Origin of the sequence: Fulvimarina endophytica (assembly GCF_003403015.1) — a bacterium.
Taxonomy (GTDB): Bacteria; Pseudomonadota; Alphaproteobacteria; order Rhizobiales; family Rhizobiaceae; genus Fulvimarina; species Fulvimarina endophytica.
On sequence record NZ_QURL01000002.1, the window covers coordinates 595210 to 620691 of the forward strand.

Below are 25482 nucleotides of genomic sequence, written 5' to 3' on the forward strand. Positions count from 1 at the left end.
TCGAGCCGATGAGGCCTGTCAGGCCCGCAGAACCGTCGTCATCGAGCAGACGAGGCCGTCGGCGTCATAGGCGAGATCGAGATCGCCGCCGAATTCGGCGGTGAGGGTCTGGTGGATGAGGCGCGAGCCGAAGCCTCTCCTCTCAGGCGCGACGACCTTCGGTCCGCCGCGCTCGCGCCAGACGAAGCTCATCGGCTGCCCGTCCGCATTGCGGGCGCCGAGGTCCCAGCGGATGTCGACGCGTCCCTCCTCGTTCGACAGGGCGCCGTATTTGGCGGCGTTCGTCGCCAGCTCGTGCAGCGCGAGGGACAGAGCGAGGGACTGGCGCGCGTCGAGCATCAGCGGAGGACCGCTCCAGACCAGCCGGTCGGCGCGCCCTGGCCGGTGGATCAGAAGCGTCTTCTCAACGACGTCGGCGATCGGAGCCGAGGTCCAGCTTGTCTGGACGAGAATGTCGTGAGCCTTCGCCAGCGCCGCGATCCGTCCGGAAAACGCCTTCAGACCGTCCTCCGCATTGGTCGCGCGCCGAATGGTCTGGTTGGCGATCGCCTGCACCATGGCCAGCGTGTTCTTCACCCGGTGCTGGAGTTCGCGCGTGAGGAGGGTCTGGCGCTCCTCCGCGAGCTTCTCCTCGGTGATATCGCGCACCGCGCCGACGAAGCGCAGGGTCCGCCCGTTCTCGACGATCGTCTGCCCGCGCGCCTGCACATGGCGCAGAACCCCGTCCTGCAGGCCGATCGTGCGATAGACCACATCGAAATCGGCGCGCTCGCCGGGGTCGAGCGCTGCGTCGACGGCCGCCTGGACCTCTGCGATGTCGTCCTTGTGGACACCGCGAACGAAGGTGTCGTCATAGCTGATGGGCCGGTCGTCGAAGACGCCGAACATCGCCTTGCAGCGCTCGTCCCAGACGAGCTTGCCGGTCGACAGATCGTAGTCGAAGGTGCCGATCTCGGCCGCCTCGTGCGCCAGCCGAAGCCGGGTCTCGGTCTCCAGGAGCGCCAGTTCGGCCCGCCGTCGCCGGGTATAGGTCCAGGCGCGCGACAGGATCTCGCGAATGAAGGCGACGTCGTCGGAGGACCATCGGCGCGGTCTCTCGTCGTGGACGTAGAAGATCATGCGCACTTCGCCGCCCTCGACCACGGTGATGTTCACCAGAGAGCGGATGGACAGGGCGGAAAAGCGCTCGACATGGCCCGCGGTCGCAGGATCGGTCGCCACATCGTCGATGGTGACGAGGCCCTTGGTGAGCGAGGCCTGGAACTTCTCGCCATAATTGCGCAGGTCGATGATGCCGGGAAGCTTCTCGATACCGTGGGCGAGCCATTCGTTGACGACGCGCGCGCTCGCGCCGCCCGGGCCGACACTCGCATAGCCCACCCGCGAGACGGTCAGCGTCTCGCCGAGAATGGTCAGCGCATTCATCGCGTAGTCGTTCGGGCCGATTTCCCGCAGGAGATCGTCGCCGAGCCGCAGAAGCGCCGTCTGGCGCAACAGGCGTTCCTTTTCCTGGGTGATGTCGACGATCGCACCGGGAAATCGCTCCGGACGGCCCTCACCGTCGAGGAAGCACCGTCCCCGGCAGAAGATCCAGCGCTGCCTTCCCTCGATATCGAGGGTCCGATACTCCTCCGCGAACGGCTCGCCGGTGCGCATCGCTTCCGCGATGCTGCCGCTCACCCGTTCCTGATCGTCCGGATGGATGCCGTTCACGAACCGCTCGAGGCTCGCGCCCCGTTCGGCTTCCTCAGGCTCAATGCCGAAGACGGAGGCGAAGCGGGCATCGGCCCAGATCTTGTCGGCCTTCACGTCCCAATCGAAAGTGCCGACGATCGCCGAGGCGTCGAGGGCGAGCTTCAACCGCTCGCGGCTCGTCTCGAGTTCGCTCTTGGCGAGAATCTCCTGCGTGCGATCGCGCAGGATCTTGATGTAGCCGATCTCCACATCCGCGTCGTCGTAAAGCGGCATCATCTCGCCGGAGGCGTAGAAGCGCGAGCCGTCGGACTTCATGTGCCAGCGCTCGTCGCGCGCCTTTCCCTCCGTCAGGGACAGGCGCATCTCCTTGAGGTGGATCCCCGCCTCGACGTCCTGCGGCGTGAAGATCGTCGCGATGGAGCGCCCGACGACCTGCCGCTCAGACCATCCGAGCACGGTTTCGGCCGCGTCGTTCCAGGTCGTGATCGTGCCGTCGAGATCGGTCGCGATGATGGCGTAGTCGACCGCGCTCTCGACGATCATGCGGTAGACGTCGCCCTTGGCCGTCGGAACGAGCCGTCTCGGGCCGGAGAGCTTCTGGCGGTCGGCGGATCTGGCGGAGAGTTCGGCCTCCAGCCGGGCCAGTTGGAACCGCAGATGCTCGTTCTCCGATTGGAGGGCGGTGAGCCGGTCGTCCGGGGGCAGAGTCATCGCTTTCCTGTTCCGTGACCTTGTCCCGCCTCCATGTGAGTTTCAGCAGTCAGCGATCGCTTCGATATCCGTAAGCGATGCAATACAACGAAGCCCAGTCCGGGATAAAGCGAAACATCTCTCCGAAGTCTTGTCCAGCCCGGCGTTCAGGCGATCATGACAGCCGGGACGCGATCCGGCCTACGGCGGCGATGGGACGAGGGCGCAAACGGGCCGGTGCCCGTGATGACGCCCTGCGCTCCCTGCAGCGCGCCGGCTTTCAGTTCGAGGGCGAGAAGGCGGTGCGGTTCGAAGGGGCCGGGCATCGCGAGATGCGCCGTCGCGGCCGCGCTGAAGCCGAAACGCGCATAATAGTCCGGATCGCCGACGAGAAGGATCGCCCCATGGCCGAGTTCTCTTGCCGAGGCGATCGCGTGGCGCATGATCGATCCGCCGAGGCCCAGCCCCTGGGCTGACGGCTCGACGGCCAGCGGCCCGAGGAGCAAGGCTTGGGTTCCGTTTTCCCCGAGGGTCACGTGCCAGAGGCGCAGGGTCGCAAGAAGGGAGCCGTCGGGACCGATGGCGACGAAGGAGAGGCCGCTCGCGGGCAGACGGCCGCGCCGGATCGCTTCGGACGACTTCTTCTTGCGACCGGCGCCCATGGCGCGGTCGAGAAGGGCTTCGCGAGCGGCGACGTGACCGGCGGTCTCCGCGAGGATCGCGAAGGGCGGGAGCGGTGCGATCCGGTCGCCGGCAAGGGCGAGCGGGGCCGCGTTCGCGAGATCGAGGGCAGGAATGTGCAGCATGACGAACCACCTTCAGGTCAGGCGGTGGGGAGGGACCGTCCGGGAGGGAACGGCGCGCGAGGCTTCTCGGCCCGGCGCGGCAGGTCCCGCGCCGGATCAGTCAGTCATGCTTCGTCGTCGAAGCTCGAGGGTCGAAGCCACGATCATGATCAGATGACGTAACTCGCGAGCGGTTCGAAGCCGTTGAAGGCGACCGAGGAATAGGTCGTCGTATAGGCTCCGGTGCCCTCGATCAGAACCTCGTCGCCGATCGTCAGCGCGATCGGCAGCGGATAGGGCGTCTTCTCGTAGAGGACATCTGCGGAATCGCAGGTCGGGCCGGCGAGAACGCAAGGGGCCGTCTCGCCGCCGTCCCGCCGGGTGCGGATCGGATAGCGGATCGCCTCGTCCATGGTCTCGGCGAGACCGCCGAACTTGCCGATGTCGAGATAGACCCAGCGGTTCTCGTCGGTATCCGACTTCTTCGAGACCAGGACCACTTCCGCCTTGATCACACCGGCATCGCCGACCATGCCGCGGCCCGGCTCGATGATCGTCTCGGGCAGGCGATTGCCGAAATGCTTCTTGAGGCTCTCGAAGATCGCCTGGCCGTAGGCCTGGGCGGTCGGAACGTCCTTGAGGTAACGGGTCGGGAAACCGCCGCCCATATTGACGAGTGTCAGGGTGATGCCGCGCTTCTCGAGCGACTCGAAGACCTGGCGCGCATCGCCGATCGCCGCGTCCCAGGCGTTCGTGTCGGTCTGCTGCGAGCCGACATGGAAGGAGATGCCGGTGGCGCGCAGGCCGAGATCGCGGGCATGGGTGAGCACGTCGATCGCCATGGACGGCACGCAGCCGAACTTGCGCGACAGCGGCCACTCGGCGCCTTCGCCATCGGTGAGGACGCGGCAGAACACGCGGGCGCCGGGAGCGGAGCGGGCGATCTTCTCGACTTCCTCGACGCAGTCGACGGCGAAGAGGGAGACACCGAGGGCGTGCGCGGCGGCGACGTCGCGCTCCTTCTTGACGGTGTTGCCGTAGGAGATGCGATCCGGGCCGACACCGGTGGCGAGCGCCATCTTGATCTCGGCGACGGAGGCGCAGTCGAAATTGGAGCCGAGCGACGCCAGCAGCTTCAGGATCTCGGGCGCGGGATTGGCCTTCACGGCGTAGAAGATCGCGGAATCCGGCAGAGCCTTGCGGAAGGCGCAGAAATTGTCCTGCACGACGTCGAGGTCGACGACGAGGCAGGGGCCTTCGATCGTGTTGGCGGCGAGGAAATCGGTGATGCGCTGCGAAGCCATGTGAGCACTCCCACGAGACGGGGCGCCCGGATCTGATCGGGCGGTTCGATAAGGAACGAGACGCGAATCTTCGTTTCCGGAACGACGCAGGAACGCCAGAAACCGGATGGGTGAGATCGCGCGACGCGATGGGTCCGAAGACGGCACGTCATGCGCCGGTTTCGGGTATCGGTCTGCCATGGATTGGAGGGCTTGGACCCGCCGCACTTCAGGCAAGGAAGGTGTGCCTCTTCAGTATTCCCGGGTTTGGACACCGGGAGAGACCAGAAAGGCCCGGACCGTCGTTGCTTCAGGCGTCCTCGATTATCGCGCGGCTCGCGAAACCGACTGGGTGTGTTACGTCCAGGTACCGTCCCGGTTCATCCTCGCTATCGTGAGGACCGGGGGACGCCAATGGGCACGTGCGACATTGGGCAAGGGCTGACATAAACATGGTAACTGTCATATGCAAGGCGCTTTCGAGCGCTGCGCCAAAGAAAACGAGTGATTTGATTCCCGTGGCAAAACTGCCATAGCCATCGGATCGATCCCGACGCGAAAGGGCCTTCATGGACACCCTCACACGAATGCGTGCCTTCATGGCGGTCGTCGAGAACGAGGGCTTTTCCGCCGCCGCGCGCAAGACCGGCCGGTCCAAGGCGCTTTTGTCCAAATATGTCCGCGAGCTGGAGGACGAGATCGGTGTCCTCCTCATCAACCGCACGACGCGCCAGGTGGCGCTGACGGCCGCCGGCGAGGTCTACATGGCCCGGGCGGGCCAGCTCCTCAGCGATATCGAAACGCTCAACGATGCTGCACGCGAGGCCACGGGGGAGGTCAAGGGGCTCATCCGCGTCAGCGCCGCCCGCACCTTCGGCGACGCCCATCTCGGCCACAGCCTCGTGGACTTCGCCAAGGACCATCCCGATGTCAGCCTCGACATCCATCTCGACGACGGCTTCGTCGATCTGGTGAACGAGGGCTTCGACGTCGCGATCCGCATGACCCGCCTCGCCGATTCGGCTTTGATCGCCCGGAGGCTCGCCTCCCTCGGTTTCTGCGTCGTCGCGAGCCCCGATCTCCTGAAGCGGCTGGGCAAGCCGACGCACCCCTCCCAGGTGTCGAACTATCCGGTGGTCATCGATTCGAATGCGCGCATCTTCACGTCTTGGATGTTCCGCGACCCGGAGACCGGGCAGGCGCTTCCGGTTCAGGTTTCCGGCCAGTTCACCGCCAACAGCCCGGTGACGGTGCGGGCCGCGGCCCTTGCAGGTCTCGGTCTCGCCCTCTCGCCCACCTTCGTCGTGCGCGAGGACGTGCGCGAGGGGCGGCTCGTCAACATCCTGTCTGAGTTCATGGAGAGCGAGGCCGGCATCTACGCGGTCTTCCCGCACCGCCGGCACCTGCCGGCGCGCGTCCGTCTCTTCGTCGATTATCTGGCGGCCTGGTTCAAGAAGCACGAACTGGACCTCGTCCATCACGGCTCCTGAAGCCTTCGGCTTCGGCGCGAAGGCCGGTGATGTCAGCGGCCTTCCGCGCCCTGCGCCTTCGTCTCGTCGGAGCCCGTCTTGCGGAAGTTCTCGTCGCCCCCGACGAAGACGGCGAACTTCCGGGTCGCCTCGAACTTGCTGCAGACGATGACGAGCATCGCGGTCAGGGGCACGGCGAGAAGGCCGCCCGCGACACCCCAGATCCAGCCCCAGAAGAGCAGTGACAGGATGATCGTGACGGGCGGCAGCGACACGCCGCGCGCCTGCAGCATCGGGTAGATGAAATTGCTGATCGTCAGTTGCAGGACGACGAAGCCGGCGAAGACGACGAGGGGCATGACCCAGCCGCCGAACTGGATGAAGGCGTAGAGCGTCGGCGGCAGGATGCCGATGACGTTTCCTATCACCGGCACGAAGTTCAGGAGAAAGTTCAGGATGCCCCAGATCAGGGCCATGTCGAGGCCGAGGGCGAAGGCCCAGGCGAAGGAGACGAGGCCTGTGATGAAGCTCGTCACCATCGTCATGGCGAGATAGCTGCGGATCGCATCCGCCATCTCGCCGACGGTCTGCGAGATCGTATAGCGTTCTTCGGTCTCGAACTCGCGGCGGAACTTGCGCGCGAGCTTCGGGACCTCCGGAAAGCCCAGAACGACGATCACCGCCACGACGCCCATATAGCTGAGCACCGTGTAGGCGTCCCCCAGAATGCTGCGCACGAGGGAAGCGACGCGGTCGAACCCTCCGATGTCCCCCGACAGGGTCGGCAGTCCGTTGGCTTGTGCCCACTCGCCGTATTGATCGAAGAGAGCCTGGAAGTCGTCCTGCTTCTCCACGAAGTTCTGCGCGACCCGGGTGAGGGCGTAGGAGATGACGCCGAAGAACAGCGTCACGCCCGCGACGAGAATGACGATCGTCAGCGTGTAGCTCAGGGCCGGGGAGCCGATCCCACTCGTCCAGCGCTTGATCGGCCAGGCGGAGGCGATGATGCAGAAGGAGACGACGATGGGCATCAGCACCGGATAGCCGATCTTCACCGCGGCGATCACGGCGAGGCCCGCGAGGATCGCGAGCAGGCGGTTGCGGACGATGTCGGATTGCATGATCTGTCGCTTCCTGCCGGACCCGCTTGGGCTGGTTGTTCGTGAGTGGTGCTCGCGGCCGAGGAACCGAACGCCCCTCGCGATCCACGGACCCACGCTTTCGCCAACGTCCCGATACCGGAACGGTTTCCCACGCGGCTCTTCGGCCGCCTCGTTCTGATCCTAGCCGGCTATTCTTCGGGCCCTGTCCGTTCTTCGATGCGTCAGGGCACGACGAAGCCGTGGGCGAAGGGGTCCCGGTCGTCGATGAAGATCGTGTTGATGCCGGTCTGGCGTGCCCAGCCGGCGACCGATGGGATGATCGCGGCGTATTCCGCGACAGTCGTCCTGGTTTCGATCCGACCCTTGAAGAGCGATCCGATGATCGATTCGTGCACATAGTCGTCGCCGACCGAAAGGCGACCCTTGGCTGCGAGTTGCGCCATGCGGGCGGAGGTGCCCGTACCGCAGGGCGAACGGTCGATCGCCTTGTCTCCGTAGAAGACGGCGTTGCGCCCATGGGCCGACGCATCGCGTGGCGCGCCGGTCCAGAGGATGTGGCTGAGGCCGCGAATTTCGGGATGAAGCGGATGGACGAAGTCGTGACCGGCATTGAGTGCCGAGCGCAGTCTCTGGGATAGCGCGACGAGCTCCCCGGCCGAGTAATCGGCCATGTCCCGGAAATTCTTCTGTCGGTCGACGATGGCGTAGAAATTGCCGCCATAGGCGACGTCGACGACGATCTCGCCGAGGCCGTCGAGGGTGACGGCGAGGCCTTCGGAATGGAGGAAGCCGGGCACATTGGTGAGCCGCACCTCCTCGACGAAATCGCCGCTGCCGGCATAGGTCACGTCGACCCGCCCGGCGGGCGTATCCAGCGAGAGCCGTCCTGCCTCTCGCGGCGATACGAGGCCGTTTTCGATCGCCATCGTGACGGTGCCGATGGTGCCGTGGCCGCACATCGGCAGGCAGCCGGAGGTCTCGATATAGAGGACGGCGATATCGCAATCGGGACGGGTCGGCGGGTAGAGGATCGCGCCGGACATCATGTCGTGGCCGCGCGGCTCGAACATCAGGCCGGTGCGGATCCAGTCGTAGTCGCGCAGGAAATGGGCGCGCCGTTCGAGCATGGTCGCGCCTTGGAGGAGGGGCGCGCCGCCGGTGACCAGCCGCACCGGGTTGCCGCAGGTGTGCCCGTCGAGGCAGGCGAACATATGCTTGGCCATGATTGGTTCCGTTGGCGCTCAGAAGCGTTGGGGCGAGAAGGGGCTAAGATCGATCGCCGGCTCGCGGCCGGTGAGAAGATCGGCGACGAGCCGGGCGGTTCCGGCCGATTGGGTGAGACCCAGATGGCCATGGCCGAAGGCATGGATGACGCGGGCGCTTGCCCGTGACGGACCGATGGCGGGCAGGCTGTCGGGAAGCGAGGGCCGAAAGCCCATCCAGCGTGTGCCGCCTTCGGTCTTCAGGGCCGGGAGAAAGCGCTTGGCCTTGTCGAGCATCGCATCGGACCGCGCGAAGTTCGGCGGCAGCGTGAGCCCGCCGAGCTCGACCGCGCCTCCGATCCTGATGCCGCTCGAGAGGCGGGAGACGACGAAACCATGTCCGCCGAATGTCAGCTGCAGCCTGAGATCGAAGGCCTCGGGCGGCAGGGTCGTGTTGTAGCCGCGCTCGGTCTCCAGCGGGATGCGTTCGCCGAGACTGCGCGCGATGTCGCGCGAGAACGCGCCTGCCGCCAGCACGACGCGCCCAGCCGCGATCTCTCCACCGTCCGCGAGCCGGATCGTCACGCCGTCCTCGTGTGCACGGAGGCCGGCGACCTCGCCGCGCTCGATCCGCCCGCCGCCATCCACGAAGCGGTGGCCGAGAGTGAGGACGTATTCCTTCGGATCGGCGATCGTGTACCAGGTGGGCGTGAAGGTGCCGCGCTCGAAGGCCGGCGAGAGGCCCGGCTGGAGTTCGGCCATGCCGTCCCTGTCGAGATGGGCGAAGTCGATGCCGTGCCGCTCGCGCACCGCCCAGCCGGGAAGCGAGGCGCGAAATTCCGCCTCGTTCTCGTAGAGTTCCAGATTGCCGTCCTTGCGCAGCATGGCGGCGGTGCCGGTCGCCGCAAGAAAGGGTTCGAGCTCGCGTCTGGAAAGATCCATCATGGCCGCCTGGGCCCTCGCGGCCCGGGCCGAGCGCCGAGGGCTCGCCGAAAGAGCGAAGCGAAGCATCCAGGGCGCGATCCTCAGGGCGTAGGCCGGCGGGATCGACAGGGGCCCCAGCGGATCGAGAAGCCAGCGCGGCGCCTTGCGGAACATGCCGGGCGAGGCGAGGGGAAGGATGTCGGTGAAGGCGAAGGCTCCGGCATTGCCGGCGGACGCCCCGGCCGCCGGACCCTCGCGATCGATCACGGTGACGTCGAGGCCGCGATCTCGTGCGAAGAGCGCGCAGGACAGGCCGATGACGCCCGCGCCGACGACGACGACATCGCGGGAGGCTCCGGTCTTGCGGGTCATGATCCGGTCTCCGCTGGCGCGCGCTCTGTCAGGCCGCCTGCGACAGGGCGGCGATGTCGCTGCGCGCCACCCACTCGCCATACCAGCGCCGGAAGAGGGCGAACTGGGCTTCGGCAAAGCCGCGCTGGCTGTCGCTCAGAGCATCGGTCTCGTTGAAGTGGAGACGATATTCCTCCTCCCCGTTCAGCACCATCAGATGCTTGTAGTAGAGGACGAGATCCGGTCCCTCGTCGAAGGAGGAAAGAACCGAGAGCGCGCGGTCGAGCTCCTCGGCCGCGTGGCGGGCCGCGACGTCGCCCGCTGCGGCCTTGCGGGAGAGGGCACAAAGATGGAGCACTTCCCGGGGCAGCACATTGCCGATGCCGGTGATCGCGCCGGTCGCGCCGCAATTGACGTAGCCGTGGACGACCGCCGTATCGACGCCCACCATCAGGGTCACGTCACCGTCACCGCTGGTGATGGTCTCGGCCGCATAGCGCAGATCCTGAGGCCCGCCGAATTCCTTGAAGCCGCAGAGATTGGGGTGCTCGGCGCGCAGGGCGAAGAAGAGGTCGGCCCGCGTCGCAAAGCCGTAATAGGGGCTGTTGTAGATGACCGCCGGCAGGTCCGGCGCCGCAGCGAGCACGGCCTTGAAATGGGCCTTCTGGGCGGCCGGCGCACTGCCGCGCGACAGAACCCGCGGAATGACCATCAGACCCTTCGCGCCCACCTTCTGGGCGTGGGCCGCGTGGGCGGCGGCCAGCCGCGTGTTCTGGGCGCCGGTTCCGACGATGACGGGAATGCCCGCCTCGCACAGGCGCGAAACGCCGGTCATGCGCTCCTCGTCGGTCAGAAGCGGCCAGTCGCCCATGGAGCCGCAATAGACGACGGCCGACATGCCGGCGTCGATCAGCTGCCGGCCCTTGCGCACCAGTGCCTCGTAGTCCGGCGTCCGCTCCGGCGTGCAGGGGGTCATCAGGGCGGGAATGGTGCCGGAGAAGATGGCGGCTTTCATCGGGACGGTCTCGTGCGGTTTCAGCTCGCCGCAGTCTGTCCGATCGCGGCCGGAATTGAAATGACCGGCAGCCTTCCATCCCCCGCCGAAGGTCCGGCGGGACGATCCATCGTCGCGATCAGCCGAAGAGGACGCCGCCGAGGAGACCGAGCCCGAGAAGGATGAGAAGGCAGGCGCCGGCGATCTCGAGAACCCGCGCGAGCACGCTCGCAAAGCGCGTGCGCCGTCCCGCCCGTTCGAGAGCGCCGCGTCCGAGAACCGTCGCCGTCGCGAGCGCCGAAACCGTGACGGCGGTGCCGAGCCCCATGGCGAAGACCGACAGGATGCCGCCGAGATAGAGTTCGTTGAGAAGCCCGAAGGTGAGGACGACGATCGCGCCGGAGCAGGGGCGAAGGCCCACGGCGAACACCGCCGCGATCCCGGATCTCAAAGTGATCGGCTGGGAGAGCTGGGACGGCGAGGGCATGTGAGCGCGCCCGCATCCGCAATCGTCCTCCTCGCAGACGGTCGCCCGGTCGAAGCCCTGCGCACGGCCGAACCCGCCGTCGCCCTGGCCGAAGGAGCCGGCGCCGGACGGGAGATTGCCGGAGGTTTCGCGGCGCCAGTCGGCCTCGCCGGGACCGGCGAAGGCGAGCGAATGGACCGGCGCGGACGACGCCCGCAACGGGGCCGCGATCCTCGAGCGCAGGGCTCTCATCGCGCGGGGTTCGCCCATGCGGCGCAGGGCGCGCAGAAGGAGATAGAGGCCGACGGCGACGACCATTCCGTAGGAGGCGATCTCGAACCAGTCGGTGGCCTCGGTCATGGAGACGCCCGAGCCGCGCAGGAGATACCAGCCGATGCCGACGATGACGAGCGCGCTGATGCTCTGCACGAAGGAGGAGACGAAGGAGAGGAGGACGCCGCGCTTCAGCTCGGCCCGGCTCGCGAGCATATAGGCCGAGATGACGGCCTTGCCGTGGCCGGGGCCGGCCGCGTGGAAGACGCCGTAGGCGAAAGAGAGCGCGGTGAGATAGAGGAAGGCGCCCTCGCCATCCTTCAGTCCGACGAGGGCAAGCCTCAGCGAGGTGAAGAACTCGCGCTGCCACAGCGCGATCTGGGTGAAGAGGCCCGAGAGCGGGCCGTCGGAGACGGGCGCGGTCACCTCGGCCGAGCCGATGCCGAGGGAGGATCGCGCAAGAGCTTCGGCCGAGACGATCGTTGCCAGAAGACAGGCGGCGCAGAGGACTTTCAGGATCTTCATGGCCGGTCAGCTCTGGGCGGCGCAGGTGAGTTCGAGGCGCGTCGCCATCACGTCGGCGAAGGCGGCGCCCTCCGCGCCGACCTCCTCGTCCGGACCGAGCGTCGCGATCTGGTCCATCCACTTCTGCGCCGCATCGTCCTCGTCGGGAACGTTCAGCGCCTTGCGGCACCCGCCCGGCAGGCCGACCAGCTGGAAGGAGTCGACGCCGGCGAAATCGAAGGCGACGAAGAAGCTTTCGTCGAAATTGGAGACCTTTACCGGCTGGGTCCTCAGATCGACGTCTTCGGCGACCGGCATCTCGAAGAAGAGGATGAGCTGGCCGTCCTCGAACAGGGTGTGGATGCGGTCGGGATCGGAAAGCTTGGCGTCGCGGCCGCCGAGTTCGGCGAAGGTGTAATAGCCCCATTCGGCGATCGAGGTCTTGATCGTCTCGCCGATCGCGTCGAGTTCGGCCGGGTCGAGTGTGCCGTTGGCATTGTTGTCGAAGTCGACCACCACGGAGGAGGAGAACAGCTCGTCCATCCGCCAGACATTGCGGATCGCCTTCAGGTGGCCCGTCTCGTCGCCGACGAGTTCCACATGGGATTCGATGAAGACATGGGGGTGCGCGAGGGCCGGACCTGCGATCGAAAGCCCCAGTGCGGCAAGGATCGATATCCCCGCTCCCCGTTTGACGACGCCCATCGATCCCCCGATCCGTGCGAACCCGTTTCCTCGCTGGGTCCGGGGTGCCGGAAAACAATGGCCGAAGTTTGTGGAACGAAGCTTGCCGCGCGGGCGGTGCCGCTCGCCTGAGAGCGAGGGGCGGCCGGTTCAGTGCAGGACGCGAACCTCGGCGCCCACATGAACGCGTTCGAAGAGATCCTTCACGTCCTCGTTGCGCATGCGGAAGCAGCCCGCCGAGGCGGCGCTGCCGATGGAGCGCGGATTGTTGGTTCCGTGGATGCGGTAGGTGCCCCAGCCCAGATTGATCGCCCGCTCGCCGAGGGGATTCTTGGGACCGGGACCCACCGATTGCGGCAGCTTCGGATTCTTCTCGCGCATGGAGGGCGTCGGCACCCAGGTCGGCGCGCGGCGCTTGCGCGAGACCCAGCTCTTGCCGAACCACTGCTCGCTCGGCTTTCCCACGGCCACGTCGTAGACATAGGCCTTGCCTGGAGCGGTCATGAGATAGAGCTTGCGCTCGGCGGTCTTGACGATGATCGTGCCCGGATCGGCCGTGTCCGAAACGTCGATCTCGGGGCGCGGAGCCAGCTGCTCGAACGCTGCGAGCGCCGGCTGCGTGGCAAGACCGGCAAGGAGGAGGATGGGGGCGAGGAGGGGTGCGATCTTCATGGCTGAAGGCTAGCAGGCCTGCGCCAAACTTGTGTTAACGAGGGCCGAGCGACCGGGACCTGACCGACCCTCCGGAAGCCGGCGAAGACCGGCCCGGTTCGTCCGCAAGCACGAGCCGTTCGCCTTCGACCGGGCATTTTCCATCGGATCGTTCGAGAAGCCTTATCCAGGGTCCGGTCCGATGCTGTAGGACTTTACCATGTTCGACATTTCCAGCCTCACGCTTGCCTATCTCCTGGCCGAATGGGTCGTGCGGCTGGTCATGATTCTGGTGATCCCGCAGCGCCGGGCGCCGGAGGCGGCCCGAAGCTGGCTGCTTCTCTTCCTGTTCGTGCCGATCCCCGCGCTCATCGTCTATCGCATGATCGGACGCGCGCGATTTCCGGCATGGCGCCGCCGGCGATTCGCGTCGACGGGGGATGCGCGGAGCGCGGTCGCCGAGCGGCTGGCCGGCGGGGCTGCAGCGCCCCTCGACGCGAAGCCGCTCGCGCGACTTGCCCGCACCCTCGGCGGTTTCCCCGTGACCGGCGGCAACAGGATCGAGCTCACCGCCGACTACGAGGACGCGGTTCGGCTGATGGTCCGCGACATCGACGCGGCCACCAGCCGCGTGCATCTGCTGACCTATATCTTCGCCGACGACCGAACGGGACGGGCGATCGCCGAGGCGCTGGGCCGGGCACGCAGGCGCGGTGTCGAGGTCCGCGTCCTCGTCGATGCCCTCGGCTCCCATCAATGGGCGGCGCGCACGATGGACCTCCTCGCCTCGCTCGATGTCGACGCCCGCCTCGTCCTGCCGGTGCGCCTCGCTTCCCTGCGCCGGACGCGGGGCGATCTGCGCAATCACCGGAAGCTGTGTCTGATCGACGGGCGGGCCGGCTTCGTCGGGTCCCAGAACATCGTCGATCGCGACTTCAAGCCGGGCATCGTCAACGACGAACTGGTGGCGCGGGTCGAGGGGCCGGTGGTGATGGCGCTCGACACCGTGTTCGCCTGCGACTGGTATCTGGAGACCGAGGTTTGGCTCGCCCCTCTGGACGTCGCCGGGCGACCGGGGGAGGCGAACCTGCAGGCCATGCCGAGCGGTCCCGACTTCGACGTTCCGGGATATGAGCGCCTGCTGGTGGAGATGGTTCACGGCGCGCGCCGGCGGGTGCGGATCGTCTCGCCCTATCTCATCCCGGACGAAAGCCTGCTGGTGGCCATGAAGAACGCCGTCGCGCGGGGTGTCGAGGTGGATCTGATCGTCTCGGCGCTCGCCGACCAGCGCCTCGTCAGCCTTGCCCAGCACTCCTATTACGACGAGCTTCTCTCGGCCGGGATCGGGATCCACCAGTATCGGGAGCGCCTGCTCCACGCCAAGAACGTCCTCGTCGACGATCGGGTCGGCATCGTCGGCTCGTCCAACGCGGATGTGCGCTCCTTCATGCTGAATGCCGAAATCAGCCTCATCCTGCATGACGAGGCGGCCTGCCGATCCCTCGGCAGGATTCACGACCTTTATATCGGCAGGAGCGATCCGCTCACGCTTCAGGATTGGCGCGGCAGAAGCCGTATCAGCCGGGTGCTCGAAAACGGAGCGCGGATGGTCAGTCCGCTGCTCTGACCGGGCAAGCGAGGCGGATCAGTCGATCCAGCCCCGGAGCTCGCGCCGGACCATCGCCTCGATCACGTCCATGCCGGGTTCGCTGTCGTTGAGGCAGGGGATATGCGTGAAGTTCTCACCGCCCGCCTCGTGAAAGATCTCTCCGGCTTCGCCGGCGATTTCTTCGAGCGTCTCCAGGCAGTCGGAGACGAATCCCGGATTGAACACCGCGATGTTCTTGACGCCCTGCTTGGGGAGGGCTTCGACGGTCTTGTCTGTATAGGGCTGCAGCCATTCCTCCGGTCCGAAGCGGGACTGGAAGCAGGTCATCAGCCGTCCTGGCTTCCAGCCGAGCCGCGCTTCCAGCAGGCGCGAGGTCTTCTGGCAGTGGCAGTGATAGGGGTCGCCCTTGCGGAAATAGCTCTGCGGAATGCCGTGATAGGAAGCGATCACCCGCTCCGGCTCGAAGTCGAGGCTGGCGAGATGGGTCTCGATCGACTTGGCGAGGGCGTCGATATAGACGGGCTCGTCGTGATAGGCGGGCACCGTGCGAACCGCCGGCATCCAGCGCTGCGCCATCATGTGCTCGAAGAACTTGTCGTTGACGGTCGCGGTCGTCGAGGCCGAATATTGCGGATAGAGCGGGAAGACGAGGACCCGCTCGCAGCCGGCCTGCATCAGCTTGTCGGTGCGCTCGGCGATCGAAGGCTGGCCGTAGCGCATCGCCCAGTCGACGACGACGGTCTCGTTTTTGGCCATGCGCGCGGCGAGCTTTTCGCCCTGTGCCCTCGTGAAGGTGCGCAGCGGCGACTCGTTCATCTCCTCGTTCCAGATCTCGGCATAGGCCGCACCGGACTTCTTCGGCCGCGTGTTGAGGACGATGCCGTAGAGGATCGGATACCAGGCGATCTTCGGCCACTCGATCACGCGCTTGTCGGAGAGGAACTCCTTCAGGTAACGCCGCATGGGCTTGAAATCGGTGCCGTCGGGCGTGCCGAGATTGACGAGCAGGACTCCCACTTTCGGTGTGCGCACCACCGGGTGGTCGACGGGAAGGGGACCGATGGCGCGTTCCGCCATGGTTTTGGTCACTGCATTCATCCAATCAGCCTTTGCGCATTCTCGTAGAGTTTCGCCGCACGACCATCGAAGCGGGGCACAGCCGTGCGCGGCGGAAAGCCTGTCGCTTTCCGCCGCGTCGTCGTTCGATATAATTCATTCGCCCCGGGATGAAACGTGGCGAAGTCGCGCAAAGGACGGAAAGTGCGCTCAGGCGCGCTGGAGCTGGAAGCGGTTGCCCGTCGACGTGGCACAGGACAGCGTGTCGGGCGCGGTCTGGTTGCAGTTGGCGGCGACTTCCGTATCGCGGGTGGTCGGGCGATAGACGATCGTCACCTGGCCGGGTCCGATATTGGAATAGGTGCCCTGGGCGAGAACCGCGCCGGTTCCGCGCTCGGTCGAGCGGAACTGCCCGGAATTGAGGCTCGCCGTGTAGTTCACGGGACCCCCGACGGAGTTCCAGGTTCCCTCCACACCCTGCGGCACGGCCGGAGCCAGTTCCGCGCGCTCCTGCATCTGGCAGGCGGAGAAGGCGGCGGTCGAGGCGACTGTGAGCGACAGGACGATGCGGCGCATGGGCGAGGAACCTTTGCATGAAGGGCGGGCCTGGTCCGGCTCCTGTGCAGAGGAGTGCCCGGCCCCGCGGGTCGGCGATGGTGAAGACTTTAACGATTTCTTGAGGATGATGGGAAGAGGCGCGGAACAGCCATGCGAAACGTGGTTAACGCCGTCCGCTCGTCGGGTGCGGCCCTCCGAGCCGGGCACCCCCTGGTCCGCGTTCGAGGCTCAGGCCTCGCGCTTGCGGCGGGGAAGCACGGAATGGATCGCGCCCAGCGTCTCCACCGAACGGATGCGATCGTCGCCGGCGAAGGAGAACCAGTACATCGTCGTTCCCGTGACGATCGTGCCCGTATCCTCGTCGCGCCGCGACCAGTCGCACCGGCTCGCCGCATCGTCGGCTTCGAGGATCAGACCGCGGATCTCGTAGGAGAGATAGCTGGAACGCTTGAGAAGTTCGCCGAGAAAGGCCTGGGTCTCGGCCTCGCCGGACAGATGGAATTCGCCCTCCATCCGCTCGAACCAGGGGGCGTCCGTCGCGCCCGCATTGGTGCGTTGCTGAAAGACGGCGCCGGGATGGAATCGGTTCGCGATCGATCCGACCCGGCCCGTCATCACCGCGCGCATCACCTCGTTGGCGGCGCGTCGGCGTTCTTGCTGGTCTGCCATGTGGTCTCGCTTCTGGAGCCTCGGACCCGAATTGGAGAGCCGGGTTCGAGGCTCGGGTTCTTGCTGACGCATCGGGTGGTCCGGAAACCGGCACCACTTCTTTGTCCGATGCCGTGGACTGCGGGAGCGGGGCGCCGGGCGCCCCGCCGGGCGGTTGCCGAACGACCGGCAACGGTCACCCGCAGTCGACATTCATCAGCCGAGACGCTTTAGCGGACCAGAATGTTCCGGAACTGCCACGGATCCTTGTCGTCGATGTCCTCGGGGAAGAGGCCCGGACGGTCGGTCAGGGGTGTCCAGTCGGTGTAGTAGCCCTTCACCGGTCCGAGATAGGGCGACTGGACCTCGAGGCAGCGCTTGTAGTCCATCTCGTCGGCCTCGACGATTCCAGCTTCCGGGTTCTCGAGGGCCCAGACCATGCCGGCGAGCACTGCGGAGGTGACCTGAAGGCCGGTCGCGTTCTGGTAAGGCGCGATCTGGCGCGTCTCTTCGATCGAGAGCTGCGAGCCGTACCAGTAGGCATTGCGCTCGTGGCCGTAGAGAAGGACGCCGAGTTCGTCGATGCCGTCGACGATCTCGGTCTCGTCGAGAACGTGGAGCTTGGCCTGCACCTTGCCCGCGGCGCCGAACAGCTCGTGCAGGGACAGCACCGCGTCGTTGGCCGGATGGTAGGCGTAGTGGCAGGTGGGACGATAGGTGACCTCGTCCTTCTTGTTGCGATGGGTGAAGTAGTCGGCGATCGAGATCGACTCGTTGTGGGTGACGAGGAAGCCGTACTGGGCACCGGGCGTCGGGCACCAGCTGCGAACGCGCGTATTGGCGCCCGGCTGCTCCAGATAGATCGCCGCCTGACAGCCCTTCTTGTGCTCCTTAGCGTTCTTCGGCATCCACTTCTCATGGGTGCCCCAGCCGAGTTCGGACGGCTGCATGCCTTCCGAAAGGAAGCCTTCCACGGACCAGGTGTTCCAGAACACGTCCATGGGCTTGGGGTTCTTGGCGCGCTGGGTGTCGCGCTCCGCGATGTGGACGCCCTTGACGCCCGTCTTCTTCATCAGCTTGGCCCAGCCGTTCCGATCGTCGAAGGCCGGCTCCTCGAATTCGAGGCCGATCTCCGTCGCGATGTCGACGAGGCCCTTCTTGACGAACCAGGAGACCATTCCCGGATTGGCGCCGCAGCAGGAGACGGCGGTGGTGCCGCCGGGATTGTCCTTCTTCTCTTTTCGCACGGTCTCGCGCAGGGCGTAGTTCGTGCGATCCGCATTCGACATGTTCTTGTCGAAGTAGAAGCCGAGCCAGGGCTCGACCACGGTGTCGATGTAGAGAACGCCGAGTTCGCGGCACAGCTTCATGAGGTCGAGCGAGCCGGTATCGACCGACAGGTTGACGCAGAAGCCCTGGCCTTGGCCCTCGGTCAGGAGCGGCGTCAGGAGATCGCGGTAGTTCTGGCGGGTTACCGCCTCGTTGACGAACCGGATGCCGCGCTCGTCGAGAAGCTTCTTGTCGGCATCGTTCGGATCGATGACGACGAAACGGGCGGGATCGTAGTCGAAGTGCCGTTCGATGAGCGGGAGCGTGCCCTTGCCGATCGACCCGAACCCGATCATCACGATCGGACCGGAGATCTTCGCGTGGGTCTTGTAGTCGGGATTGGCCATCGAAACAGCTCCTTCAAACGCGTCCAGTCGCTCTGGCGGATCATCCATCCTGCCAGTGCGGCCCGGCTAGACGGTTTTCATCGATAAGGAAAGCGTTTTTGCCGCAAGGCGGGCGCACCCCATGCGTCACCGCCGCCCGGGCAGGTCCGGCAATGCCTGCGGTCCGATACGTCTAGAGCCGGCCTTCGGGCTCCATCTCCATGCGGGCGAGATGATCGATGATCTTTTCCAGAAGCCAGCCGAAGGCCTTGTGCTCGTCGGGTCCGGCGGTCTTGTCGACCGCGATCTTCAGATAGGCGATCTCGTCCTCGATCTTCTCGGATGGCAGCATGTCGAGACGCGAGGCGAGAATCGCCGCTTCCAGGACAGCGGCCTTCGCCCGGTTCATGCCCTTGAACGGAGCATGCTGGACGGAGGAGACGACCTTGCACCGGAAGCGCGGACGCTGCGCGTCCTCGGTCACGTCGACGACTTCGAGAACGTCATGGGAGAGGGCGGCCGCGAGGCGCGGGATCACGTAGCCTTCGACCGGGATGAGCGGCCAGTCCCTGCGTCCCGTGAGGCAGCCGGCGAAGATCAGCGCGTCGTCGGTGTAGTTGACGACGGCCCGCCCGCTCGCCTCGAGATTGGCGAGCGTCGTGGAGGGGCGGAACGGAGCGACGATCCAGTGCTCGCCGTCCTCGATGATGCCGAGCGGAGCGATGTGCACGGCGCCGTCGACCGAGACCGTCGTCAGAACGCTTTCGCGGATGAAGGGCATCTGTCTCTCACTCCTTGGGGTCCGGTTCGGCCCGGCTCTTGGATTTCGGCTCGCTCTTCGCCTTCAGCGTATGCCCGGCCTTTTCCAGCCGCGTGCGATCTTCCTCCCGCAGCTTCGGCGCGCCGACGCCGAAGTCGAGCGGATTGTCCTGCGCATAACGCTTGCCGAGCGACCAGGCGATTTCCGCCTTCTGCAGTTCGGCGCCGAGATAGAAGGCGTGCCCGACATCGCCGCCCACATCGATCTTCGGGAAGAACTCGAAGGCGTCGGTCTCGATGGCGTGCATGTCGCGGTTGTAGAGATGGATGCCCGCCGAACTCGTCTGGATGCGGTAGTTCCGGTCCTTCACGTCCCCGGCGAGTTCGTCCACTTCGACAGGGCTTGCCGAAAAGGGGCGTATGTCGTGCATCTGGAGGAGCCCGGAGGTGTATCCACGCGGTAGGGCGTTGTCGCGTTTGGCGGCAAACAGCATCCGCCGGGCACAATCGTGTTCGGCGATGGTGCGCCGGGTGTGCGGGCTCACATGGACGATCAGCAGATGGCCGATCGACAGTTCCGAGCAGATGCCGAGCAGCATCGCCGTGATGCCGGACGTATCGGCATCGGTGAGCTCGGTGAGGTTTCCCGTCCCCATCAGGATCTCGATGTCGGGATAGGCCTCGCGCAGCTGGTGATAGCGCACCAGCGAGGCCGAGAAGCCGAAATGAATCGGATCGAGGATCGGATCGGCCATGAAGCGGAGCCCCATGGCACGCGCCTTGTCGATCGCCCGCTCGAGCGAGGCCATGTCGTGGGGCTTTGCCGGCACGAGGACCGGCATGAGGTTCGTCCCCTCCGCAAGATCGAGAGTCTCCTCGGTAAGGGACAGGACATGATCGGCCCCGGCGGCGATCGCCCGGCGCAACTCGTCGCGATCGGCCGAATCGACGCTGACGGCGAACCCTTCCGCCTTCAGCGCCGCGATCATCTCCTCGAGATGGGGGAAGGGCGTGTCCGGCAGGCAGCCGAGATCGATCACGTCGGCGCCCTCCGCGCGCATGGCTCTTGCCCGCACGAGAACATCGTCCACGGGAAGAGCCGAGGCGTCCACGATCTCGGCGAAGATCCGCATGGCATGCTGGGAGAGATCGGGGGGTGGCCCCTTGCGCCCGAGATAGGCGGGAAGATCGGCAAGCTCGTCCGGGCCGCGCTCGAACGGGGCGCCGAAGCTTTGCGAGAGGCGATCGAGATCGGCGCGGCAGCGGCCCGGCAGGATTACGCGATCGGCCGTGACGGGACGGGCGAGCCGGCGCTCGATGATGTCGCCAGTCGCCAGCGCCGCGACCTTCACGCCGATATCGGCGATCTCCCACTCGAAGTCCGTATCGCCGAGACCTTCGAGCAGGCGTTCCAACCGAGGGCGGGCCAGATGCCCGGTGAGAAAGAGAATGCGGTCGCGCGCCATGAGCCGCTCATTCGGCGATATCGGGCGACTTGCCAAGCCCCCGATCGTCGAAGCGTCTCATTCCGCCGCGATCACCGATCCCCGGGACGAGGCGTCGGGCGATGTGGGAACGATCCGGCCCGGGACGTCGCCGAGCGCGAAGCGCCGGCCGGCCGTCGCCAGATCGCTCGGGCCGGCGACGAAGAGCTTGCCCTCGGGCGAGACCATTTCGGGGAAGGCGGGGTCCACGATGCCGGCCCGCGACAGGGCGTCCACGGTCGAGTCGTGCGGAACGTCGATCAGCTTCACGAGGCAGAGCCGGTCGGCCTTGAGCTTTCCCTGGAGCCATGCGGCGAGGGAATCCGAGGTCGTCGTCCAGTCCTGTGCGATCTCGACCGCGTTCATGACCATGTTGCGGGCCATCCAGACCGGGATGCGGCCGGTGGAAAGGGCCATGTCGATCGCCTCGAGGCTATCGGCGGCCACGAAGCGCTTCGACATGTTGAGGAGGACGCAGCCGAACTGCTCCATGGCGAGGACGGACATCTCGTGGGCGGTGGCGTCGTCATAACCGAGCTGGGCCTGATGCCTGCGCACGGTATCGGCGAACGGGCCGCCGCCGGGCACGACCACGCAGGGCTCCGTCGTCTGTTCAATCGCCGCGATCCAGCGCTGGAGATTGGGCGACTTGACGGTGCTTCCTCCGAGCTTGACGAGGATGATCGGTTTCATCTCACACTTCCTCCCTTGAACTGGCCGCCGGGTGAACCCTAAGACGGCCTTCTTGCTCAAACGCGCCGGAAGACACAATAGTTACACAATCGAAGAGATCGAATTCTCACTTTCTTCGGCTGCGTGATTCTCGGTGGGGCGCCGGGCGAACGATCTCGACGCCCACGGCACCGGGGCCGAGATCGAGCTTCTCCACCTTCACCCGCACGCGGCGGACCCGGCGATCGGCAAGCACGGTCTCTGCCAGACGGCTCGCCAGTTCCTCGACGAGCACCGTATGCCCGCTCTCTGCGAGAGCGCGGATCGCGTCGATGATCACGTCATAGGAGTAGATGTCTCCCATGGTCCGGGCGTCGGAAGGGATCGGGTCGATCGTCGCGTCGACCGAGAAACGGACATCCTGCCGCCTTCCGTATTCGTGGGCATAGGCGCCGATCTCCAGCGGCAAAACGAAGTCGCGCACGAAGATCGTATCGCCCTCCGTCGCCCCAGCGCCCGGCGCGGCGGCACCCGGCAGGTCGGCATCCGAGAGTTTGGCGTTCGCATGGGAGGGAACGGGCGAAGCGGGCCGGCCGAGCCCTGCGATGAGACCGGCGATCTCGGCCACCTTCGCCTCGTCGATCTCGGAATCGCGCGCGTTTCGCGTCAGCGCGCTGCGAAAGCCGAGGAAATCGGGGCCGAGGACGCCGAGCCTCTGGATGTCGGGGGCTTCCAGAGAGCCGGCAAGTCCGGTCATCAGGTTCGCGTCCCGGGCGGCGCCGACGAATTCGTGCAGTTTCGCAAGGCTCATATGCCTGAGAAGCCCGCCGGAACCCTTGTCCATCGTGTCGAGCATCACGCCCGAGAACCCCGCATCGCGCAGCAATGTGACGAGGCCGAGATCCGGCGCCCCGTCCGCGAACATGACAGCAATGAGAAGGCTGCGCTCGCTGTAGTCGCGGGCCGCCGCGATCACGGCCTCGGTCTCCTCGCGGCCGGCGGGGAAGAGGCCGATCTTGACGAAATCGGCGGAGAGACGCTCCTCGATCGCCCGGCGGACGCTTTCCGGGCGCATGGGCAGGTTGCCGGCCACGGCCGAGACGGGCCGGCGACCGCCGACGGCCGCGATCGTGCGCTCGATGACATCCGGCGAAACCGCGCCGAGCGCCCCGTCCGACGGCTCCTTCAGGTCGATGACATCGGCTCCGCCGGCAAGGGCGACGAGCGCTTCCTCGGGCGTGGCGACACTGGCGAGAAACCGGATCACGAACGCGCCCCGATCCGTGACTGGGCATCGTTCCGGAAAGGACCTGCGAGATCGCGCGATCGGCCGATGCCGGCCGCAGCCACCGTTCGGGACGCGGCCTTGAGGCCTCGCTCGGCGAAGGATCGAGGGCAGGCGGTGAAAAACGACCCGGCGATAACGGGAAAAAGTCCAGCTTGCCTCCGGCCGGAGCGGTTGGGAACATGGTCGAGAATCACAAAAAGAAGCCTCCCTGGCGGTTGTCGCCGCATGGCTGCCCGGAGTGTAACGCGCAGGAACGCGCGATCAAACGGTCAAGCTGCGAGAGAGGCCGGAGACTACCGGGAGGAGAACCCATATGCGCAGATCTTCGATGAGCGCTGCCCGCCGCTCGACCGTCGCAGCCGTTTCCCTGGCCTTCGCGGTCGGCCTCGGGGCCGGGCCTGCGGCCGCGCAGGACGGTGCATCGGGAGCCGCGGAAACGACGACCGAGACGCGTACTGCTCCGCAACAGGCCGCCAAGCCGCAGATGGAGGAGGTGAAGATCGGCCTCCTGCGGACCTATGAACGCACGCTCGCCCTGTCCGTTCTCGACATTCCGCCAGAGGATATCGGCGTTGCGGGCGCCGAAGTCGCGATCGCCGACAACGATACGACCGGCTCCTTCATGGGCCAGGACTTCACGCTCGACACCGTGACGCTCGCGCCCGGCGACGACGTGAAGCCTGCGGCCGAGAAGATGCTGGCGGACGGCATCCACTACATCGTCACCGATCTCAATGCCGAGGATACGCTGGCGGTCGCCGATCTCGCCGCCGCACAGAATGCGCTCGTCTTCAATGCCGGCGCTCTCGACAATCGGCTGCGCGATGCTGATTGCCGCGCCAATCTCCTGCACACGGCTCCCTCCTATGCGATGCTGACCGATGGTCTCGCCCAGTATCTGATGTGGAAGCAGTGGCGGAACTGGGCGCTCGTCTCCGGCGAACACGAGGCGGACAAGGAGTTCGCCGAATCGCTGAAGCGCTCGGCGACGAAGTTCGGCGGCAATATCGTCGGCGAGAAGGTGTTCGAGGACACGGGCGGAGCGCGGGCGACCGATTCGGGACAGGCTCTTGTCCAGCGCCAGCTCCCCGTCTTCCTGCAGGATCTGCCGGATCACGACGTGCTGCTGGTCGCCGACGAGTCCGAGGTGTTCGGAACCTATGTGCCATGGCGGACCTGGGTGCCGCGCCCGGTGGCCGGCACCGCTGGTCTGACGCCTGGCTCCTGGCACCCGTCGAGCGAGCAATGGGGCGGCGCGCAGATCCAGAACCGCTTCGAGGACGCGACCGGCCGGCGCATGCTGTCCAAGGACATGCAGACCTGGACGGCGGTCCGTGTGGTGGGTGAGGCGGCCTCGCGCACCCAGTCGACCGATCCGAAGGTGCTCGACGACTTCATCAAGTCGCCCGATTTCACCATCGCCGCCTTCAAGGGGCAGCGGCTGACCTTCCGGGACTGGAACTGGCAGCTGCGCCAGCCCGTGCTTCTGGCGACGCAGGATTCCGTCGTCTCGGCTTCCCCTCAGGAAGGCTTCCTTCATCAGGTCTCGAACCTCGATACGCTGGGGCTCGACCGGCCGGAAAGCGCCTGTTCCCTCTGACCTCGTCCGGAACCTGACGAGCCGGTCTTGCCGGGCCGGCTCGGGCGGACAGATAGCCGGGAACGGATCGGCCGCCGGTCACCTTGGGGAACCGGCCGTCGCGGCCCCACGACCCACGAACGGCTTCGATCAAAGATGGATGCTTCCAGCGCCGCCCGCCGCGAACAGCGTATTCTCGGCATTTCCATAGCCGTCATCCTGACGGCAGGTCTCCTCGGTGTGGTCTTCGGCCTTCTGTCCGGCTCGCTCTCCATCGTCTTCGACGGCTTCTTCTCCCTCGTCGACGCATCCATGACGGGGCTCGCGATCCTCGTCTCGCGGCTGATCGCCCGGCCGCTCTCCTCACGGTTCCAGTTCGGCTTCTGGCATCTCGAACCGGTGGTCCTCGCGATCAACGGCTCGCTTCTGATGCTCGTCTCGCTCTACGCGCTGATCAACGCCGTCGGGACGATCTTCGCCGGCGGCCGGGCGATCGAATTCGGATGGGCGATGCTCTATGCCGCGGCGCTCACTGTGATCGGTTTCGCCATGGCGCTCTGGACGAAGCGGGCGAACCGCGAGGTGGGCTCGGAATTCGTCGCGCTCGATTCCAAGGGCTGGCTGATGTCGAGTTCGGTGAGCTGCGCCCTGCTCGTCTCGTTCGCTGCCGCCTATCTGATGACCGGAACCGATCTCGAGCCCTATGTCGTCTACGCCGACCCGGCGATCCTCGCGGTGCTCTGCCTCGTTCTCCTGCCGGTGCCTGCCCGGACGGTCGCGAGCGCGATCCGCGAATTCCTGATGATGGCACCGAGCGACCTCGATCACTCGGTGCGTGCGGCGGCATCTGCGGCGGTCTCGCGATACGGGTTCTCGGAGGCACGGACTTACGTGGCGAAATTCGGCCGGGGCCGGACCATCGAGGTCCACTTCGTCGTGCCGGCAGGCTACCGGATCGAGACCATCGACTGGACCGACCGGATCCGCCAGGAGATCAGCGATGCGGTCGGCTTCGAGGGGCCCGATCGCTGGTTGATCGTCACCTTCACCGCCGATCCGAAATGGGCCTGCTGACGGAAGGCCTCGAACGCGGTCGCCCG

The 25482-nt window shown here is 66.2% G+C and carries 22 protein-coding genes; 4 read left to right on the forward strand and 18 right to left on the reverse strand.

All coding sequences use genetic code 11. The features are described 5' to 3' along the window. Positions 1 to 18 precede the first annotated feature (18 nt). The 3 genes from DYI37_RS06185 to DYI37_RS06195 form a co-directional block, all read right to left on the reverse strand. Positions 19 to 2406 carry a PAS domain-containing sensor histidine kinase gene (locus tag DYI37_RS06185; protein WP_116682300.1) on the reverse strand — a complete coding sequence of 796 codons (2388 nt, stop codon included), beginning with the start codon at positions 2404 to 2406 and terminating at the stop codon, positions 19 to 21. 146 nt (positions 2407 to 2552) lie between these two features. Next, positions 2553 to 3191 (reverse strand): GNAT family N-acetyltransferase, encoded by a 639-nt coding sequence (locus tag DYI37_RS06190; RefSeq protein WP_116682301.1) that lies wholly within the window; start codon positions 3189 to 3191, stop codon positions 2553 to 2555. Positions 3192 to 3340: 149 nt separating this feature from the next. Beyond that, entirely contained in the window at positions 3341 to 4474 is a 1134-nt protein-coding gene (locus DYI37_RS06195) for a type III PLP-dependent enzyme (RefSeq protein ID WP_116682302.1), read from the reverse strand. A gap of 548 nt (positions 4475 to 5022) precedes the next feature. Between DYI37_RS06195 and DYI37_RS06200 the strand changes: the two genes are divergently transcribed. Continuing rightward, positions 5023 to 5943 (forward strand): LysR family transcriptional regulator, encoded by a 921-nt coding sequence (locus DYI37_RS06200; RefSeq protein ID WP_199520087.1) that lies wholly within the window; start codon positions 5023 to 5025, stop codon positions 5941 to 5943. A 32-nt stretch (positions 5944 to 5975) separates the two neighbouring features. Here the strand turns inward: DYI37_RS06200 and DYI37_RS06205 are convergent, their stop codons facing one another. From DYI37_RS06205 to DYI37_RS06235, 7 genes are all read right to left on the reverse strand, one after another. After that, the gene (locus tag DYI37_RS06205; protein WP_116682304.1) at positions 5976 to 7043 is read right to left on the reverse strand and encodes an AI-2E family transporter; all 1068 of its coding nucleotides are present in this window, start codon (positions 7041 to 7043) and stop codon (positions 5976 to 5978) included. A 203-nt stretch (positions 7044 to 7246) separates the two neighbouring features. Beyond that, positions 7247 to 8248 (reverse strand): 4-hydroxyproline epimerase, encoded by a 1002-nt coding sequence (locus tag DYI37_RS06210; RefSeq protein ID WP_116682305.1) that lies wholly within the window; start codon positions 8246 to 8248, stop codon positions 7247 to 7249. An 18-nt stretch (positions 8249 to 8266) separates the two neighbouring features. Next, positions 8267 to 9523, reverse strand: coding sequence for an NAD(P)/FAD-dependent oxidoreductase (locus DYI37_RS06215; protein WP_116682306.1), 1257 nt, complete (start codon positions 9521 to 9523; stop codon positions 8267 to 8269). A gap of 28 nt (positions 9524 to 9551) precedes the next feature. After that, positions 9552 to 10517: a dihydrodipicolinate synthase family protein gene (locus DYI37_RS06220; protein WP_116682307.1), complete on the reverse strand. Its 966-nt coding sequence runs from the start codon at positions 10515 to 10517 to the stop codon at positions 9552 to 9554. 118 nt (positions 10518 to 10635) lie between these two features. Next, the gene (locus DYI37_RS06225) at positions 10636 to 11760 is read right to left on the reverse strand and encodes a nickel/cobalt transporter (protein ID WP_116682308.1); all 1125 of its coding nucleotides are present in this window, start codon (positions 11758 to 11760) and stop codon (positions 10636 to 10638) included. 6 nt (positions 11761 to 11766) lie between these two features. Then, positions 11767 to 12444, reverse strand: a complete 678-nt coding sequence (locus tag DYI37_RS06230) for a DUF1007 family protein (protein ID WP_116682309.1) — start codon at positions 12442 to 12444, stop codon at positions 11767 to 11769. Positions 12445 to 12573: 129 nt separating this feature from the next. After that, positions 12574 to 13095, reverse strand: coding sequence for a L,D-transpeptidase (locus DYI37_RS06235; protein WP_116682310.1), 522 nt, complete (start codon positions 13093 to 13095; stop codon positions 12574 to 12576). A 199-nt stretch (positions 13096 to 13294) separates the two neighbouring features. On the opposite strand from DYI37_RS06235, the gene cls reads away from it, so the two are divergent. Continuing rightward, positions 13295 to 14701: a cardiolipin synthase gene (gene cls / locus DYI37_RS06240; RefSeq protein WP_116682311.1), complete on the forward strand. Its 1407-nt coding sequence runs from the start codon at positions 13295 to 13297 to the stop codon at positions 14699 to 14701. An 18-nt stretch (positions 14702 to 14719) separates the two neighbouring features. Here cls and hemH read toward each other — a convergent pair whose 3' ends face one another. The 8 genes from hemH to DYI37_RS06280 all read right to left on the reverse strand — a co-directional run bounded on the left by hemH (position 14720) and on the right by DYI37_RS06280 (position 22782). Continuing rightward, entirely contained in the window at positions 14720 to 15781 is a 1062-nt protein-coding gene (gene hemH, locus DYI37_RS06245; RefSeq protein ID WP_116682312.1) for a ferrochelatase, read from the reverse strand. 168 nt (positions 15782 to 15949) lie between these two features. Beyond that, complete coding sequence (locus DYI37_RS06250; RefSeq protein ID WP_116682313.1) at positions 15950 to 16315, reverse strand: Omp10 family outer membrane lipoprotein; 366 nt, start codon at positions 16313 to 16315, stop codon at positions 15950 to 15952. Positions 16316 to 16525: 210 nt separating this feature from the next. Continuing rightward, positions 16526 to 16966 carry a nuclear transport factor 2 family protein gene (locus DYI37_RS06255; protein WP_116682314.1) on the reverse strand — a complete coding sequence of 147 codons (441 nt, stop codon included), beginning with the start codon at positions 16964 to 16966 and terminating at the stop codon, positions 16526 to 16528. A gap of 209 nt (positions 16967 to 17175) precedes the next feature. Beyond that, positions 17176 to 18621: a homospermidine synthase gene (locus DYI37_RS06260; protein WP_116682315.1), complete on the reverse strand. Its 1446-nt coding sequence runs from the start codon at positions 18619 to 18621 to the stop codon at positions 17176 to 17178. Positions 18622 to 18793: 172 nt separating this feature from the next. Beyond that, a complete protein-coding gene (locus tag DYI37_RS06265; protein ID WP_116682316.1) occupies positions 18794 to 19381 on the reverse strand; it encodes a DUF447 domain-containing protein in 588 nt (195 codons plus the stop codon). Positions 19382 to 19388: 7 nt separating this feature from the next. After that, positions 19389 to 20825 (reverse strand): DUF6513 domain-containing protein, encoded by a 1437-nt coding sequence (locus DYI37_RS06270; RefSeq protein ID WP_116682317.1) that lies wholly within the window; start codon positions 20823 to 20825, stop codon positions 19389 to 19391. A 57-nt stretch (positions 20826 to 20882) separates the two neighbouring features. Continuing rightward, entirely contained in the window at positions 20883 to 21536 is a 654-nt protein-coding gene (locus DYI37_RS06275; protein ID WP_116682318.1) for an amino acid kinase family protein, read from the reverse strand. 106 nt (positions 21537 to 21642) lie between these two features. Next, positions 21643 to 22782, reverse strand: a complete 1140-nt coding sequence (locus tag DYI37_RS06280) for a (5-formylfuran-3-yl)methyl phosphate synthase (RefSeq protein WP_116682319.1) — start codon at positions 22780 to 22782, stop codon at positions 21643 to 21645. 334 nt (positions 22783 to 23116) lie between these two features. On the opposite strand from DYI37_RS06280, the gene DYI37_RS06285 reads away from it, so the two are divergent. Further along, entirely contained in the window at positions 23117 to 24403 is a 1287-nt protein-coding gene (locus DYI37_RS06285) for an ABC transporter substrate-binding protein (protein ID WP_116682320.1), read from the forward strand. A 135-nt stretch (positions 24404 to 24538) separates the two neighbouring features. After that, positions 24539 to 25456 carry a cation diffusion facilitator family transporter gene (locus DYI37_RS06290; RefSeq protein WP_116682321.1) on the forward strand — a complete coding sequence of 306 codons (918 nt, stop codon included), beginning with the start codon at positions 24539 to 24541 and terminating at the stop codon, positions 25454 to 25456. The last annotated feature ends 26 nt before the right edge of the window (positions 25457 to 25482 follow it).